The following is a 15,751-nucleotide window of genomic DNA, read 5'->3' on the forward strand; positions in this document are numbered from 1 at the left end:
CTCATACGAGCTGGTAGCCGCGGAGACCGGTGAGCAGGAGATAGGTGTCCTGCAGGGAGCCCGAGGTGTCGCCCAGGGAGCGGTAGATGCCCCACTTGGGCCGCACCCGGTCGGCCAGGAAGGTGTCGACGCCGGTCTTCGACGCGTCGATGACGGTCGAGCCGCCGCTCTTGAGGATCCAGCGGACCGAACCCGCCGAGCCGTTGCCGACCTTGATCTGGAAGTCGACGTCGGTCCATCGGTCGTGCAGCGGGTCCAGGTCGGTGCGGCCGATGAGGATGTCGTCGATGGCCAGCTTCAGCTCGATGGTCTGCTTGCCGTTCACCCGGCGCAGCGACTGCACGACGATCGGGGAGGTGCCGCTGCCGGGCTGCTTCATCTGCATGATGTGGGTGAAGGTGGTGGTGGCCTTCAGGGAGCTGGGGATGTACATCGAGTACGTGACCCGCCAGGTGTGACCGGAGGTCCATTTCAGGTAGTCGCTGCCGCTGCCGTTGCGCAGACCGGTGACCTCCTGGCGCTGACGGTCGGTGGAGGTGTCCCGGTCGGCCTTGTGCATGTTGAAGCGCCAGTTGTTTCCGGTGGCGAAGATGTGCGGCTGACCCGACGGGTGGGAGTCGGCGCGGTCGTCCTCGATGGTCTCGAAGGCGCCGAGGCCGTCGCTGCTCGCGGAAGGCGCCCACTTCTGCTGCCAGGAGGCGGCGTGCGCGGTGCCGGGCAGACCGGTGACCGAGGCCGCGGCGCCGGCGACCGCCGCGCCGAGCAGGGTCCTGCGGGATGTGCTCATGACTGACTCACCTCGTTCTGTGTGGGGGTGCCGCGCGGTTCCCGGCGTATGGACGGACGGCGGGGGCGCGGGTCTGGGGACGAGCGGTGGTCACCTGCCACCGGGCCGCCGAACCGTCCTGAGCCGCTCGTTCGTGATCAGGAACGTGCCGAGACCGGCTTTGAGGGTCGGTCCTCCGATGTTTCCTGAATACTCCGTTCCGCAAGCTGGGTTCCTGAAGGTTCCTCACTCATGAGGCGTGCTCGCTTTCCTGGGGACCGCGAGGGCGTGGAGTGCGGAGATACTCTCGGCGGACACCTGTCGTTCACGTACATGCACCAGGTTCACGCGGCCGATTGAGGGGCGTGCAACAGAGTCCCGGTCGAACCGAACGGGGTCAATGGTCCGGACCGATAAGGTCGGACCCATTTCCGGCCAATCTCCGGTCGGCACACAGGGGTTGACGGCACCTACAGGGAGGGGCCACTTTGTACCGCACCCAGTAAGGAAACTTTCCTAACAGAAGGGTCCCCACAGTGCGCTCTCGAACACTGACCCTCACCGCGGCCGCGGGTGCCGCTCTTCTCGCCACCGCCGCCCTTCCGGCGCACGCCTCCGGACTCTCCCGGGGCCCCGGTTCGGACGCCACCGGCCCCACCGCGGTGCGGGAGGGCTCGGTCAGCGCGGCCGATCTGCTCGCGAAGGTGACCTCCTGCTCGCAGATATCGAGCGGCAAGTACAGGACCGACGACGAGACCTCGGCCACCGTCCCGGTGTGCGGCAAGAACGGCGCGGTCTTCTGGAAGGCCGACATGGACATCGACTGCGACGGCCAGCGGACGTCCAAGTGCAGCGAGGACACCGACCCCTGGTACCAGGACGACACGGCGTTCCACCAGTCGAACGGCAAGCCGCTGCGCGCCGACACACTCCCCTACGTCGTCGTGCCCAGCTCCAGCTCGATCTGGAACTACGGCTCGGCCGGCATCAAGGGCGGCGGAGTCGTCGCCGTGATCTACCAGAACAAGGTGGAGTACGCGGTCGTCGGCGACACCGGTCCCACGAAGATCATCGGTGAGGCCTCGTACGCGACGGCCAAGGCGCTCGGGATCGATCCGGACCCGGAGAACGGCGGCACCGACTCCGGCGTCACCTACATCCTCTTCAAGAACTCCCAGGTCTCCCCCATCGAGAGCCACAGCGCGGCGGTGGATCTCGGCGACCGGCTGGCCCAGACGTTCATCCGCAACAACTAGGGTCTTTCGTTCGGAACGGGGCGGATCAGGGAGCGGGGGCCGGTGCCGCGCATCGAGGCGGAGGAGGGAGTCGGGGCGGAGCCCTGGCGACCGACGACGACGCGGCGAGGTGCGGCACCAGGGTTCGCGAGCCCGGCCTGATCCCAACGAGAGGCCCTCGCTCGTGGTTCGACGGCTTCGGGCCCGGCGGGCGAGAACAGCGCCCGTCGAGCCCGGAGCAGTGCGACACCGACTCGGTGCGGCCGTGTCAGCGTTCGACCGGCTCGTACTCGAACCAGTCGAAGTGGACCGAGCCGGCGCCGGCGAACATGCCGATCACCCGGCCGGTGAAGCCGCCGGCGACCTCCGTGGAGAGGTACTTCCCGTCCAGTGACGCGAGTTCGGCGAAGGTGCCGTCCGGCTCCTCGACACCGATCGTGACGGTGTCCGGGCCGGTGCGGGCGTCGTTCAACGCGTGCACGGCGGTCACCTCGATACGGAGGACGACGGGTCCGGGGGGTGTCCGCCGGGCGGCGACGACGGTGTTCGACGGGCCGATCCGGGCCCGCACCCGCACCTCGCCCGACGAGGCCTCGATGTCGTAGTGATGCTGCTCGTCGAGGCGGACGGCCAGGCCGCCGCGTCCGTCCGCGACATCGACCAGGGCGCGCACTCGGCATGACATGTGCTGCTGGCGCCGGCCGACGAACGTCACGTCGGTGTCATCGAGCGACCCGCCGCGCGCCTGCAGGGTGAGCCAGCCGGGCTTCTCCTTCGTGCTGCACGCCTCCGGCGGCCGGTGACGCAGCGAGATCCAGTGCGGGGCCGGCTCACTGAGGTCGAAGTCGTCCCGGCCCGGCAGGGCGGCCTGCGGCTGCAACGGCCAGTGGGGGGCGGGCATCGAGGTCGACAGTTCGCCGACGACCGGCCAGCCGTCGGCCCAGTCGACCGGCACCAGGAACGTCTCGCGGCCGAGGACGTGCCACCCCGGCGTGCCACCGCCCGGCCGCACACCGAGCAGCACCATCCACCACGAGTCGTCGGGCGCCTGCACCAGGTCCGCGTGGCCGGTGTTCTGGATGGGGTGGTCGGTGCCCCGGTGGGTCAGGATCGGGTTGGCCGGGCAGGGCTCGAACGGGCCGTTGGGTGTGCGGCTCCGGGCGATCGAGACGCTGTGACAGCGCTCGGTGCCGCCCTCGGCGATCAGCAGGTACCAGTAGTCGCCGATCTTGTAGAGGTGCGGTGCCTCCGGGGCCTTGGCGCCGGGGGCACCGGACCAGAGCCGGCGTGACGGACCGAACGTCTCCCCGGTGTGGGGGTCGATGCGGATCTGTCCGACCCCGGCGGTGGTGCACCAGCAGTTGCCGTCCTCGTCCCAGGCAAGGTCCGGGTCGATGCCCTGCACTCCGGGAAGGCGGACCGGATCGGACCAGGGGCCGGCCGGATCGGTGGCCGTGAACAGCAGATTGCCGTCCCCGCTCACATTGGTGACGATCAGCCAGAAGCGGCCGTCGTGGTGACGGAGGGTGGGTGCGTAGATGCCTCCCGAGGACGGCGAGTCCAGCGGCAGGCGCAGCTGGTTCGGCCGGTCGAGCGCGTTCCCGATCTGGGTCCAGTGGACGAGGTCCCGGCTGTGGAAGATGGGCACGCCGGGGAAGTACTCGAAGCTGGAGCACGCCAGGTAGTAGTCCTCGCCGGCCCGGCAGACGGACGGGTCGGGATGGAAGCCGGGGATCACCGGATTGTCGATGGTGCTGCCCTTCTCGGGGATGCTCGACACCCTCATCGAGTCCTTTCACTGGTGTGCGCGGGGAGAGATACCGGCGGAGCCGGAACGGATGGTTCAGGCGGGGCGGAGCTGGACGACCACGATCGAGTAGGCGGGGACGGTCTGGCGGGTGGCGCTGCCCGTCGTCGCGGAGCTGATCGACGCGGCGTTCTTCCGGTACGAGAACACCGTCGGGGTGGCCGAGGACGGGGTGAAGCCGCTGTACGACAGGGTGACCGTCGCGTCGTTGGCGGGGTCCTCGTTGATGAGCATGACGCCGAGGTCGCCGTTGGCCCGCCGGACGGCGTGCGCGGAGACCGTCGGGGTCGAGCCGACGGCCCGGACCAGCGTGTCCCCCGGCGCACCCAGCTTGGTGATCATCCGGGTGCCGTGGTAGGCGGGGAAGGGTGTGTTCAGGGGCGGCTCGCAGGAGGCGCCGCTGGACAGTATTCCTCCGTCGTCGTAGTCCGTGGCGCCTTCGACCGTGGTCACGTGGGTGCAGTCCGTGCCGTTGTGCAGATTCCACCAGTCGACGGTGAACGCTCCGTTCTCCATCCAGGTCAGATACTCGTCCGGTGCGAACAGGCCGTTCGGGGACGTGTTCTTGTAGGCGTTGGCGTTGACCTCCGTCACCGCGATGCCGACGTCGGGCGCGTTGCTCCCGGTGTACTGGTTGATCAGTGAGCGCAGCGTGGCGGCCATGTTCGGGATCTCCGCCCGGGGCTTGCCCAGCAGGTCCGCCTGGCTGTTGCCGATCGGGTAGTGGTGCACGATCACGAAGTCGATCTGCGAGCCGGCGATCGACAGGACCGTGTGGTTCCAGTCCGCCGGGTCACCGGGTCCCGTGAGGCCGTCGGGCCAGGCCCCCGGGGTGGTCAGCACCGCACCGATCCTGATGGACGGGTCGACGGCCTTCATCGCGGTGGCGTACCGGACGAGGTTGGTCGCGTACGTCGTGGCGGTCCTACTGGCATGGTGGTCGATTTCCCAGGTGGCGCCGTAGAGGCCGTTGCCGTAGACCTCGTTGCCGATCTCCCAGTACTTCGCCCCGTAGCCCTTGGTCACGTTGGCGTACCGCACCCAGGCCGCCGCCTCCTCCGGTGTGCCGGAACCGTAGTTGGCGGTGATGATCGGCTGTGCGCCGACGGCGCGTACCGTGCCCATGAAGGTGTCGAACTCGGTGCCGGGCGCGACGTAGCCGCCCTCGACGGTATGCGTCTGCCAGTGGTAGCCGTCGGCGTAGCTGCCGCCCGGGTAGCGGACCATTCCGGTACCGGCGTCCTTCAGCAGCCCGGGGACGGCCGGGTGGTTCATGTTGCCGTCGTAGACCGCGACGTTCATACCGACACCCGTCGCCGGGATTCTGGCCGTCGTCCGGCCCGCGTCGACCGACACCGAGGCGTTGAACGCGGCAGGAGCCGCCGACGCCGACGGGGCGACCGCCACGCCCGGTGCGGCAACGGCCAGTGACACCGCTGCGACCAGCCCCATCAGCCGGGCACGGTAACTGTGGACCAACCTCCGCATGAGCTCCTCCAGGGGGATGCGACCGAGGCGGGTGGAGCGGGGACGGCGTTCATGGTCCGCGCGGTCGCGGAGGTTTACCAGTCTCATGAGCACAGCGAAACTTTCGCTGTCCATGGTCGGATAATTTCCTGGGGAGGTTGACGAACAGAGCCCTCACGGTCAACGGTCGCGCGGCCAAGCCCCCTCATGGAGCCCCCAAGAACACCAAGGCGCCCGCTGCCGGGGCGTCGGTTCGACAGCGGGCGTCGCCGCAGCTGATGCGGGGTGAAGCAGCCGTCGAGGGCGGCTGCCGAGGGTCAGCTCCTGGGTGGGGCCGTGCTGCCTCGGACCGTGAGAGTCGTCGCGATCTCCAGGCCGACCTGTGGCGCCGCTTCACCCCGCCCGAGCGTGAGCGCCAGCTCGGTGGCGGCCGCGGCCATCTCGGTCAGGGGCTGGTGGACCGTGGTCAGCGGTGGGTCGACCCAGGCCACGACCGGCAGGTCGTCGAAGCCCACGACGCTCAGGTCGTCCGGGATCCGCAGCCCGGCCTCGCGCGCCGCCTGGTAAACGCCCAGCGCCTGCAGGTCGTTGGCGGCGAAAACGGCAGTGGGACGGTCGGGCAGGGCGAGCAGGAGCCGCGCCGCCGCACAGCCGTCCTCACGGGTGAGCGGCGCGTGCACGACGAGTTCCGGCTCGACCGTCAGGCCGGCGGCCCGCATGGCCGAGCGGTAACCGTCCAGCCGGGCGCAGCAGTAGAGCTGGTCCTGGGGACCGCCGATCATGGCGATGCGGCGGTGGCCGAGTTCGGTGAGGTGGCGGGTCGCGGCCCGGCCGCCCGACCAGTTGGTGGCGCCCACGAACGGGACGTCGTCGGGCAGTTCCGTGGCCGGGTCGAAGACGACGAACGGGATCCCCTTCGCCTTCAGCTGATCGCGCTCGGCCTCGGAGAGCTGGGCCACGGACAGAACGCAGTTGGGACGTCTGGAGACCGTGTCGTCCCAGCTGGGCTCGGCGGTGTCGTGCAGCCCGAACTCGGAGACCATGAGGCCGACGCGGTGTTGGCGGGCCACCCGCTCGACGCCCCGGATGATCTCGATCGCCCACATGTGCTTGAGCTCGCGGAACACGAGCTCGACGACGTTGTTCCTGTTGGCTCCCGAGGGTTTGCGGTAGCCGTACTCGTTGACCAGCGCCTCGACCCGGGCACGGGTGTCCGCGGAGACCCCCGACTTGCCGTTGATCACCTTGGACACGGTCGGGACCGAGACCCCCGCCGACTCGGCGATGAACGCGATGGTCACCGGGCGGGACGTATCGCCCTGCCGGTCGCCCTCGCCCGTCGGATCGTCCGGCCCGTCCGCTGCGTTGTGCGCCAAGGTCGCCTTCCCGGTCGTCGAACCGTCCCCCGGCAGAGGCCTGACGCGAAAGCCGGGTGAACAGCGTCGTAAGGATGTGCGCGGCCATTCTGGCATCTCCGGTGGAAGAACCTGTGGCCTCGGGCACGGCTTCATGTTAATTTCTCCGCCGCGTACAGCGAAAGTTTCCTTCCCGAGTCACATCCCGGTCGGCTCGCGCCGGCCCCCACGTGTCGAACGGTCCGGCAGGGTTCCGCCGGGCCCGCGCCGCCCACCCCCAACCGGAAGGTGCACGTGATGACGAGGAGACCGGCACGATTCCTCCCACGACGAGAACGGCCGTCGCGGCTCCGGCTCCGGCAGCGACCCCGGCTGAGACTGACGGCACTGCTCCTGGCGATCGTCCTGCTCCCGCTGGTGCCCGCCACCGCACGGGCCGCCGATCCGCCCGTCCCGCCGTCGAGCGCCCCGGCCGCCCGCAGCGCGGTGGCGGCCATGCAGCCCGGCTGGAACCTCGGCAACACCTACGACGCCATCCCCGACGAGACGTCCTGGGGCAACCCGCCCGTGACCCGGGCGCTGCTGAAGAAGGTCAGGTCACAGGGGTTCAAGAGCATCCGTCTGCCCGTCACCTGGGGCATCCACCAGGGCGCCGCGCCCGACTACACGATCGACCCAACCTGGATGGCGAAGGTCCGGCAGGTGGCCGACATGGCGCTGGACGAAGGCCTGTACGTGCTGCTCAACATGCACCACGACTCGTGGATGTGGGTCAACAACCTCTCCACGGACCACGACGCCGTGCTCGCCCGCTACCGCGCCACCTGGACCCAGATCGCGGCGGAGTTCCGCGACGCCCCCGCCAGGCTCGTGCTCGAAAGCATCAACGAGCCGACGTTCAAAGGCACTTCGGGGGACGAGGAGAACTTCCGGCTGCTGGCCGAGCTCAACCGGGTGTTCCACACCATCGTCCGCGACTCCGGCGGCAGGAACGCCACCCGGCTGCTCGTGCTGCCCACCCTGTACACGAACGCCGACCAGAGCCGGCTGGACGCGCTGGCCGGCGAGCTGGCCTCGCTGCGCGATCCCATGGTCGTCACGACGATCCACTTCTACGGCTGGTGGCCGTTCAGCGTGAACATCGCGGGCTACACCAGGTTCGACGCCACCTCGGAGCAGGACCTCACCGAAACCTTCGACCGGGTGTACAACACCTTCGTCTCGCGAGGCATCCCGGTCATCATCGGCGAGTACGCCCTGCTCGCCTACGACCACAACCGGCCCGGCATCATCGAGCGGGGCGAGGTACGCAAGTACTTCGAGTTCCTCGGCGACTACGCCCGCCGGCGCAAGCTCACCACCATGCTGTGGGACGCCGGACAGTTCCTGAACCGCAACACCCTGCAGTGGCGGGACCCGGAGCTGTTCGCCCAGATCGAGTCGAGCTGGACCACACGGTCGGGAACCGCCTCCAGCGACCTGGTGTTCCTCGCCAAGTCGGCCGACATCACGAGCCGGACGCTCACCCTCAACGCCAACGGCACCGACTTCCAGGGCCTGCGGCACGGATCACGCAACCTTGTGCGGGGCAAGGACTACACCGTCTCCGGCGACCGGCTCACACTGACGGCCGCCGCGCTCGGCGAGTTGGCCGGCGACCGGGCGTACGGAGTCGACGCGACGTTGGAGGCCCGGTTCTCCCGCGGTGTCCCGTGGCGGATCGACGTGATCACGTACGACGCCCCGGTGCTGTCGAACGCCTCGGGAAGCACCACCGGGCTGAGCATCCCCACCGACTTCCGCGGCGACCTGCTGGCGACCATGGAGGCCGGATACGACGACGGGAGCAACGCGGGTCCGGCGAACTGGACTCCCTATCAGCAGTGGGACACCGCCTTCTCGGCCTACACGGGTGACTCGATCAAGCTGACGTCCGACTTCGTCGGCTCGCTGAGGGAGGACTCCCGCGTGACGCTCACCTTCCACTTCTGGAGCGGCGGCTCGGCCACGTACCACGTCACCAAGTCGGGCGCCACCGTGACCGGCACGACCGCCTGACCTCCCCGGCCCGGTACCGGCCGGACGCTGCCGGGCCGCCCGTCGGGGATCGCGCCGCGGCTGTCGCACGCCGCGGCGCGATCGGGGTTTCGACGAGGGCCGGGCCGGGGGGCCTGGCGCGGTGTCAGGAGCGGGGGAAGCCCTCCGCGCCGAGGCGGACGCCACCGGCCGCGCCGCCCCGGACGCCTGGCGACGCGTCGTCGCCCTGGTGATCCGGTCCCTCGATGCGGCCAGAACGCGGCGTCAGCCGCGCCAGGCGCACGCCGCTGTTCCCCTGACCGGTACGTCAAGGCTGAGCACCGCGCCCAAGGCCGCGGTCGGACTCCTCACCCCGTACCGGGCCGTGGTGACGAAGAGGCGGTTGTCGTCGGGGTGCAGACACACCGAGGTGGGGTGCGGGGCAGGGACGGTCACGGTGTGGAGCAGGCGGCCGTCGGGGTGGTAGCGGCGGACCGCACCCGCGCCCCACAGCGCGACCCACAGACAGCCCTCATCGTCGACCGTCATGCCGTCGGGGCCGCCTTCGCCGTCACGCAGTTGGGCAAAGGGTTCCGGGGCACCGCGGAGGTCGCCCGAGACGGGGTCGACCCGGCAGCGCAGGACGGTGCCGACGGCCGTGTCGGCGAGGTACATGAGGGCGCCGTCGGCGGTGAACGCCGGGCCGTTGGCGATGGTCAGGCCGTCGAGGACACGGACCACCGTGCCGTCGGAGTCCGTTCGGTACAGGGAGCCCGCGCCGGGAGTCCCGTCGTAGGCCATGCTGCCCGCCCAGAAACGTCCTGCGGGGTCGGCGACGCCGTCGTTCATCCGGCTGGGGACAGGGGTGCGGTCCTCGGGTCGGTCCAGCCATTCCAGGGCGCCGTCGGGGGTGAGCAGCGCGATGCCGGTGCCCGCGGCGGCGATCCAGGCGCCCGGCTGGTCGCCCACCGGCGCGACGGCGCCCAACGGCACGTCGAGCCGGGCCAGTTGGCGCGCAGCCGCCGGTTCGGTGTCGTCGCGCAGCTCGAGGAGCCGGCCGCTGAGGATGTCGACGTACACGTACCGGCCGTCGACCCAGCGGCCGCCCTCGGCGAGTTCGTACGCTCCGTCCACGACGACCGCCGTCGGCAGTGCCGTTGATGTCATGTCGCGTCTCCTGGGTCAGCGGATGGTCGTGCCGTCGGGCTGGTCGAACAGGCCGAGTTCGTCCCGCGTCGGAAGACCCTCCCAGTCGCCCCGGGTGGCGACGGCGAAGGCCGCGGTGGTGACGGCCAGGTGCAGGCGGGCCGGGACGTCCGCGCCGGTGAGCAGCCCGGACAGGTATCCGGCCACGAAGGCGTCGCCCGCGCCGACCAGGTCGACCGCGTCGACCTGTCGCGCCGCGCAGTCGGCCGCCCCGTCCACGGTGAAACCGGTCGCGCCACGTGCGCCACGCTTGACGACCACCTCGCCGACCCCTTCGGCCAGGATGCCGCGCACGGCCTCGGATTCGTCCACCCCGGGCCGTTCGAGCACCAGCGGCAGCTCGTCCTCGGAGGCTATGAGCAGGTCCGTGCGGGCCAGCAGCGGCCGGAGCGCGGTGCGGGCGCGGTCGGCGGTCCACAGCCGGGAGCGGTGGTTGACGTCGAGGCACACGGTGATGCCGGCGTCGCGGGCGGCCGTGGCGGCGGCGAGGACGGCATCGGCCGCGGACGGGCTGAGCGCGGGTGTGATGCCGGTCAGATGCAGGATGCGGGATCCGGGGACCAGCGCGGGCAGGACGTCGGCCGGTGAGACGGCCGAACCGGCGGAACCGGCGCGGTAGTAGCTGACGCGCGTGAGCGTGCCCAGGCGGGGTTCGGTCAGCAGCAGTCCCGTGGGCCGACCGGTGTCGTCGGTGACCGCGTGGCCGATGTCGACGCCCTCGGCGCGCAGGGTGCGCAGGACGAGCGCGCCGAGTTCGTCGGCGCCGACCCGGCCGGCCCAGCGCACTCGGTGACCGAGCCGGGCCAGGCCGATCGCGACGTTGGACTCGGCTCCCGCCACGGACAGGCCGAGGCTCCCGCCGAGCCGCAGCGCGCCATGAGCCCGCAGCGCCGCCATCGTCTCGCCGAAGGTCACCACCTCGGGCGGGGCCTGCCCGGCCGGAGCCGTCACGGCGTCTCCCCTTCGGCCACCTTGCGGAACCCGGCCGCGCGGATGCGGAGTCGGTCCAGGCTGCCGCCGTCGGCCGCGTCCCCGACGAGGGGTGAGCCGACGCCGACGGCGAGGGCGCCCCGGTCCAGGTAGTCGCGGGCGGCCTGTGCGTCCACTCCGCCGACGGGCACGAAGGGCACGTCGGGGAACGGGTCGCGCAGGGCCTTCAGATAGCCGGGGCCGCCGAAGGAGCCGGGGAAGAGCTTGATCGCGGTGGCACCCCGCGCGAGGGCGACTTCGACCTCGCTCGGTGTCAGGGCGCCCATCAGCACGGGTACGCCGTATGGCTCCAGCCCGTCGACCAGTGCCGGGGTGACGAGATACGAGGCACCGGCCTCCACCGCACGGGCGGCGTCCGCGGCCGAACGCACGGTTCCGGCGCCGAGGAGGGCGTCGGGGCCCAGTTCGGCGCGGGCCTGCCTGATCACGGTCAGGGCGTCGGTGGTGGTCAGTGACACCTCGACGGCCGCGATGCCCTCTTCGGCGAGGGTGCTCACGGTGCGCAGGGACGCCGCGGGGTCCTTGCCTCGTACGATCGCCAACAGGCGGTGGGTGCGGAGGGATTCCACCAGGTTCACGGGAGCGGGCTCTCCTTGGGCGTGACTCGGGTCGTGGGGTTCGGGGGCCGGGCCGGCGGTGGTCACCATTCGGTGAACGCCCCGTCGGGGCCGCGCCATACGGGGTTGCGCCAGCGGTGTCCGGTCTCGGCGGCCCGGCGTACCGCCTTCTCGTCGATCTCGACGCCGAGACCCGGGTGGGAGCCGACGGCGGCGTATCCGCTCTCGAACCGGAACGGTTCGGGGTCCATCACGTACTCGAGCAGGTCGCACTGCTGGTTGTAATGGATGCCCATGCTCTGTTCCTGGATGAGGAAGTTCGGCACGGAGAAGGCGATCTGAAGGCTCGCGGCCAGGGCGATCGGGCCGAGGGGGCAGTGGGGGGCCATCGCGACGTCGTACGTCTCTGCCATGGCCGCGATGCGGCGGACCTCGGAGATGCCGCCGGCGTGCGACAGGTCGGGCTGGGCGACGGCGATGCCGCTGGTCATGACCTCGCGGAAGTCCCAGCGGGAGTAGAGGCGTTCGCCGGTGGCGAGCGGAATGCTCGTGGTCTCCACCAGGCCGCGCAGATGGCCCGAGTGTTCCGGGGCGACGGGTTCCTCGACGAACAGCGGGTGCAGGGGTTCCAGCAGGGGCAGCAGGCGGCGTGACATGGCGGTGGAGGCCCGCCCGTGGAAGTCGACCGCGATGTCCCGCTCGTCCCCCAGCACCTCGCGGACGGCCGCGACGCGTTCGACGACCTCGGCGGTGCGTGCCGGGGTGTCGATCGGGGCGAGTTCGGCCGAGGCGTTCATCTTGACGGCGGTGAAGCCCGCCTTCATCTGCTCCTCGGCGAGCTCCGCGACGTCACTGGGGCGGTCCCCGCCGATCCAGGCGTACATGCGGACGCGGTCGCGTACGGGCCCGCCGAGGAGGCGGTGCACCGGGACGCCGTAGGTCTTGCCGGCGATGTCCCACAGAGCCTGGTCGATGCCTGCCACGGCACTGGAGAGGATGGGACCGCCACGGTAGAAGCCGCCCTTGGTCAGCACCTGCCAGTGGTCCTCGATGCGCAGCGGGTCCCGGCCGACGAGGTAGTCGGCCAGTTCGTGGACCGCGGCACGTACGGTCTCGGCGCGGCCCTCGATCACGGGCTCGCCCCAACCGATGACGCCCTCGTCGGTGGCGACGCGCAGGAACAGCCAGCGCGGAGCCACCAGGAACGTCTCAAGTCCGGTTATCTTCAAGGAGCTTCCTCAGGGAGCGGGTCGGTCGGGACGTCGTCGGGATCTTCCTGGGCCTGTACGGCCGCCAGGTCGTGGGACGCCTGCGCCAGCAGTGACTCGACGGCGGCCACCGCCGCGTCCGGGTCACCCGCCTCGACCGCCTCCAGCAGTTCCTGGTGCACGGGGATGGAGTCGGAGAAGTGCCGGGCGCCGTGCACGATCCGGTCACGCACGCGCAGACCGGCCTCGATGACGACCTCCATCCGGCTGAGCAGTTCGTTGTGCGCGGCGTCCAGCAGGGCGCGGTGGAAGGCCAGGTCCGCCTCGACCATCGCGTCGGCGTCCGTTCCCGCCGCCGCCATCGCCTCCAGCGCCTGCCGCATCGCGTCCAGGTCGGCTGCGGTGCGGCGGGCAGCGGCGAACCGGGCTCCGGCGGGCTCGACCATGGCGCGGACCTCGGCGAGGTCCTCCAGGAAGCCGTCGGTGGGAGCGCTGCTGCCCTGCCAGCGCAGCAGGTCGCTGTCGAGCAGGTTCCAGTCGGCGCGGGGCCGGATGATCGTGCCGCGCTTCTGCCGTGATTCGAGGAGGCCCTTGGCCGCCAGCACGCGCAGCGCCTCGCGCACGACGGTCTTGCTGACGCCGAGCTCGGTCTCGAACTTGACCGGGTCCACCACGGAGCCCGGGGGGTAGTCGCCGCGGATGATGCGCCGGCCCAGTTCCTCGACCGCCTGGCCGTGCAGCCCCCTACCGGGATGGGTCACCACGTTCTCCGTTTCCGTATCGGTCCTGTTCGCGCATGCCGCGCACGGCTCACCGCACGGTGCGGGCCGCTCACGAGGACTCCTTCATGACACTCCATCCTCCGTCGACCACCAAACTCGCTCCCGTCACGTAGGAGGCGTCCGCGGATGCCAGGAAGGCGACGGCCGATGCCACCTCCTCCGGCTGCCCGAACCGCTTGGCCGCCGTGGCCGCCACGCTGCGCGCCCGGTCGGACTCCGGGATCCCCTCCCACGCGGCGGTGAGGATGGGGCCGGGCAGCACGGTGTTGACCCGGATGTCCGGCCCGTACTCGACGGCCAACTGCCGCCCCAGCGAGCACAGCGCGCCCTTCGCGGCGGCGTAGGCGGCATGGCCCGGCAGGCCGATGACCGCGTGCACCGAGGAGGTGAGGACCACGCACCCCGAGGCCTCGCGCAACATGGCCGCGAAGGTCTTCATGCCGCGCCAGGCCGGCTTCAGCAGCACGGCCATCTGACCGTCCCACTCGGCTTCGCTCAACTCGTGTGCGGGCTTGTTGAGTTGTGCGAAGGCGTTGCTGTGCAGCACGTCCAGCCGCCCGTGGTGCTCGTCGACGTGGCGGCCCAGGTTCTCCCAGTCGGCGGCCGAGGTCACGTCGCAGCGTACGTACTCCGCCCGTCCGCCGCCGTCCTCGATGCCCGCCGCGACCGCCTTGCCGGCCGCGTCGTCCACGTCCGTGACCACGACCACCGCCCCTTCGGCCGCGAGCCTGTGAGCCGTGGCCGCGCCGATCCCGTGCGCCGCACCGGTGATCACCGCCACGCGCCCCGCCATCCTGCGGCATTCCGTCATCACGTGCGTCTCCCCTCACTACTGCCTACGTGCCCACCATAGCTGTTTCAATTAATTATGAATATATCTTGACGGGGTGACGATGCCGCTCCGAGACTGACCGGCGTGCACCAGGCACCACCAGTACGAAGCCAGGAAGGACCTCCTCGCATGAGCCGCACCACACACGTCCGCAGAAGCCGGGGCGCACTCGCAGCGACCCTCGCCGCCGCCTCCCTGCTCCTCTCCGCCTGCGGGGGTTCGACCGATGCGCAGGACAAGGCACAGGCACCCGTCAAGCCCGGCCAGAAGGTCGACCTGCGCTTCTGGTCGTGGGTTCCCGGTGTCGACAAGGCCGTCGACCAGTGGAACGCCACCCACCCGGACATCCACGTCAAACTGGAGAAGATCCCGGCAGGCAGCAGCGGCGGCTACGCGAAGATGCGCGCCGCGCTCAAGAGCGGCAACGCGCCCGACCTGGCACAGGTGGAGTACCAGGAGATCCCCTCGTTCCTGCTGGAGAACGGCCTGGTGAACCTGTCCGAGTACGGCGCGGACAAGGACCGGTCGAAGTTCGTGGACTGGCAGTGGCAGCAGGGAGTCTTCGGCTCGGCTGTCTACGCGATCCCCCAGGCGTCCGGTCCGATGGGCCTGTTCTACCGCTCCGACCTGTACAAGAAGTGGGGCATCACGCCTCCCGCCACCTGGGACGAGTTCGCCCAGGCCGCGCAGAAGATCCACGACGCCGACCCGAAGGCCTACATCAGCACCTTCCCTGCCGGCAACTCCGCCTGGTTCACCGCACTCGCGTGGCAGGCCGGCGCCAAGTGGTTCGGCGTCGACGGCGACACCTGGTCGGTGAACATCGCCTCCCCGCAGACCCTCAAGGTCGCAGCCTTCTGGGACGACCTGCGCAGCAAGGGAGTGATCAAGACCGAACCCGACTTCGCCAACGGCTGGTACAAGGACCTGCAGACCGGTGCCATCACCTCGTGGGTCAGTGCCCAGTGGGGCGACGCCATCATCAGCGGAAACGCTCCTCAGACCGCCGGCAAGTGGGCGGTGGCGCCCATGCCGCAGTGGGAGAAGGGCACGGGCGTGTCCGCGAACTGGGGGGGATCCTCCACGGCTGTCCTCAAGGGCGCCAAGCACATCCCCGAGGCCTTGAAGTTCGCCGAATGGCTCAACACCGACCCCAAGAGCGTCGACCTGCTGCTGCAGGGCGGATACGGCTGGCCCGCGGCGGCCGACGCGTTCAAGGGCTCCTCGCTGGACAAGCCGTCACCGTTCTTCGGAGGCCAGAAGTACAACGAGGTCTTCGCCCAGGCGGACAAGAACATCGACACCTCGTGGAAGTGGATGCCGACGATCGACGCCACCTACCAGCACCTCAACGACGGCTTCCAGGCCGCTGTGGCGGGCAGGGGCACGTTCGTCTCCGCGGTCCAGCAGGCACAGAAGCAGACCGTCGAGGACCTGAAGAGGAAGGGCCTGAAGGTTTCCACCGGCCAGTGACCACCTCCGGAGGGCGCGACACGGCCGCCGCCGTTTCCCCCCTCCGGACTCCAGAAA

At 70.3% G+C, this 15,751-nt stretch carries 13 protein-coding genes; 3 read left to right on the forward strand and 10 right to left on the reverse strand.

The features are described 5' to 3' along the window. Position 1: 1 nt before the first annotated feature. Complete coding sequence (locus ACIPFH_RS12565) at positions 2 to 787, reverse strand: Tat pathway signal sequence domain protein (RefSeq protein ID WP_401825529.1); 786 nt, start codon at positions 785 to 787, stop codon at positions 2 to 4. 515 nt (positions 788 to 1,302) lie between these two features. Here ACIPFH_RS12565 and ACIPFH_RS12570 point away from each other — a divergent pair. Then, a complete protein-coding gene (locus ACIPFH_RS12570; RefSeq protein ID WP_401825530.1) occupies positions 1,303 to 2,022 on the forward strand; it encodes a glycoside hydrolase family 75 protein in 720 nt (239 codons plus the stop codon). Positions 2,023 to 2,269: 247 nt separating this feature from the next. On the opposite strand, the gene ACIPFH_RS12575 is transcribed toward ACIPFH_RS12570, so the two are convergent. The 3 genes from ACIPFH_RS12575 to ACIPFH_RS12585 all read right to left on the reverse strand — a co-directional run bounded on the left by ACIPFH_RS12575 (position 2,270) and on the right by ACIPFH_RS12585 (position 6,651). Next, positions 2,270 to 3,787 carry a glycoside hydrolase family 43 protein gene (locus ACIPFH_RS12575; RefSeq protein WP_401825532.1) on the reverse strand — a complete coding sequence of 506 codons (1,518 nt, stop codon included), beginning with the start codon at positions 3,785 to 3,787 and terminating at the stop codon, positions 2,270 to 2,272. A gap of 57 nt (positions 3,788 to 3,844) precedes the next feature. Then, positions 3,845 to 5,383 carry a cellulose-binding protein gene (locus ACIPFH_RS12580; RefSeq protein WP_401825533.1) on the reverse strand — a complete coding sequence of 513 codons (1,539 nt, stop codon included), beginning with the start codon at positions 5,381 to 5,383 and terminating at the stop codon, positions 3,845 to 3,847. A gap of 209 nt (positions 5,384 to 5,592) precedes the next feature. Further along, on the reverse strand, positions 5,593 to 6,651 hold the full coding sequence (locus ACIPFH_RS12585; RefSeq protein WP_401825535.1) for a LacI family DNA-binding transcriptional regulator: 1,059 nt from the start codon (positions 6,649 to 6,651) through the stop codon (positions 5,593 to 5,595). 276 nt (positions 6,652 to 6,927) lie between these two features. Between ACIPFH_RS12585 and ACIPFH_RS12590 the strand changes: the two genes are divergently transcribed. Then, complete coding sequence (locus ACIPFH_RS12590; RefSeq protein ID WP_401825537.1) at positions 6,928 to 8,688, forward strand: cellulase family glycosylhydrolase; 1,761 nt, start codon at positions 6,928 to 6,930, stop codon at positions 8,686 to 8,688. A 243-nt stretch (positions 8,689 to 8,931) separates the two neighbouring features. On the opposite strand, the gene ACIPFH_RS12595 is transcribed toward ACIPFH_RS12590, so the two are convergent. The 6 genes from ACIPFH_RS12595 to ACIPFH_RS12620 form a co-directional block, all read right to left on the reverse strand. After that, entirely contained in the window at positions 8,932 to 9,813 is an 882-nt protein-coding gene (locus tag ACIPFH_RS12595; protein WP_401825539.1) for an SMP-30/gluconolactonase/LRE family protein, read from the reverse strand. Between the two features lie 15 nt (positions 9,814 to 9,828). Continuing rightward, the gene (locus ACIPFH_RS12600; protein ID WP_401825541.1) at positions 9,829 to 10,803 is read right to left on the reverse strand and encodes a sugar kinase; all 975 of its coding nucleotides are present in this window, start codon (positions 10,801 to 10,803) and stop codon (positions 9,829 to 9,831) included. Then, positions 10,800 to 11,420, reverse strand: a complete 621-nt coding sequence (locus tag ACIPFH_RS12605) for a bifunctional 4-hydroxy-2-oxoglutarate aldolase/2-dehydro-3-deoxy-phosphogluconate aldolase (protein WP_401825544.1) — start codon at positions 11,418 to 11,420, stop codon at positions 10,800 to 10,802. Before ACIPFH_RS12605 ends, ACIPFH_RS12600 begins: the two co-directional genes overlap by 4 nt. A 62-nt stretch (positions 11,421 to 11,482) precedes the next feature. Continuing rightward, positions 11,483 to 12,628 (reverse strand): galactonate dehydratase, encoded by a 1,146-nt coding sequence (gene dgoD / locus ACIPFH_RS12610; protein WP_401825547.1) that lies wholly within the window; start codon positions 12,626 to 12,628, stop codon positions 11,483 to 11,485. Then, the gene (locus tag ACIPFH_RS12615; RefSeq protein ID WP_401825549.1) at positions 12,625 to 13,371 is read right to left on the reverse strand and encodes a FadR/GntR family transcriptional regulator; all 747 of its coding nucleotides are present in this window, start codon (positions 13,369 to 13,371) and stop codon (positions 12,625 to 12,627) included. The genes dgoD and ACIPFH_RS12615 overlap by 4 nt, the downstream gene beginning before the upstream one ends. A 67-nt stretch (positions 13,372 to 13,438) precedes the next feature. After that, entirely contained in the window at positions 13,439 to 14,182 is a 744-nt protein-coding gene (locus ACIPFH_RS12620; RefSeq protein ID WP_401825551.1) for an SDR family NAD(P)-dependent oxidoreductase, read from the reverse strand. Positions 14,183 to 14,350: 168 nt separating this feature from the next. Between ACIPFH_RS12620 and ACIPFH_RS12625 the strand changes: the two genes are divergently transcribed. Next, on the forward strand, positions 14,351 to 15,694 hold the full coding sequence (locus ACIPFH_RS12625) for an ABC transporter substrate-binding protein (protein ID WP_401825554.1): 1,344 nt from the start codon (positions 14,351 to 14,353) through the stop codon (positions 15,692 to 15,694). Positions 15,695 to 15,751: the final 57 nt, after the last annotated feature.

Origin of the sequence: Streptomyces sp. NPDC088157 (assembly GCF_044741545.1) — a bacterium.
Classification (GTDB): Bacteria; Actinomycetota; Actinomycetes; order Streptomycetales; family Streptomycetaceae; genus Streptomyces.

Coding starts and splice junctions, on each gene's coding strand:
- ACIPFH_RS12565 (WP_401825529.1), bottom strand. CDS start 787: ATGAGCACATCCCGCAGGACCCTGCTCGGCGCGGCGGTCGCCGGCGCC.
- ACIPFH_RS12575 (WP_401825532.1), bottom strand. CDS start 3,787: ATGAGGGTGTCGAGCATCCCCGAGAAGGGCAGCACCATCGACAATCCG.
- ACIPFH_RS12580 (WP_401825533.1), bottom strand. CDS start 5,383: ATGAGACTGGTAAACCTCCGCGACCGCGCGGACCATGAACGCCGTCCC.
- ACIPFH_RS12590 (WP_401825537.1), top strand. CDS start 6,928: ATGACGAGGAGACCGGCACGATTCCTCCCACGACGAGAACGGCCGTCG.
- ACIPFH_RS12595 (WP_401825539.1), bottom strand. CDS start 9,813: ATGACATCAACGGCACTGCCGACGGCGGTCGTCGTGGACGGAGCGTAC.
- ACIPFH_RS12620 (WP_401825551.1), bottom strand. CDS start 14,182: ATGGCGGGGCGCGTGGCGGTGATCACCGGTGCGGCGCACGGGATCGGC.
- ACIPFH_RS12625 (WP_401825554.1), top strand. CDS start 14,351: ATGAGCCGCACCACACACGTCCGCAGAAGCCGGGGCGCACTCGCAGCG.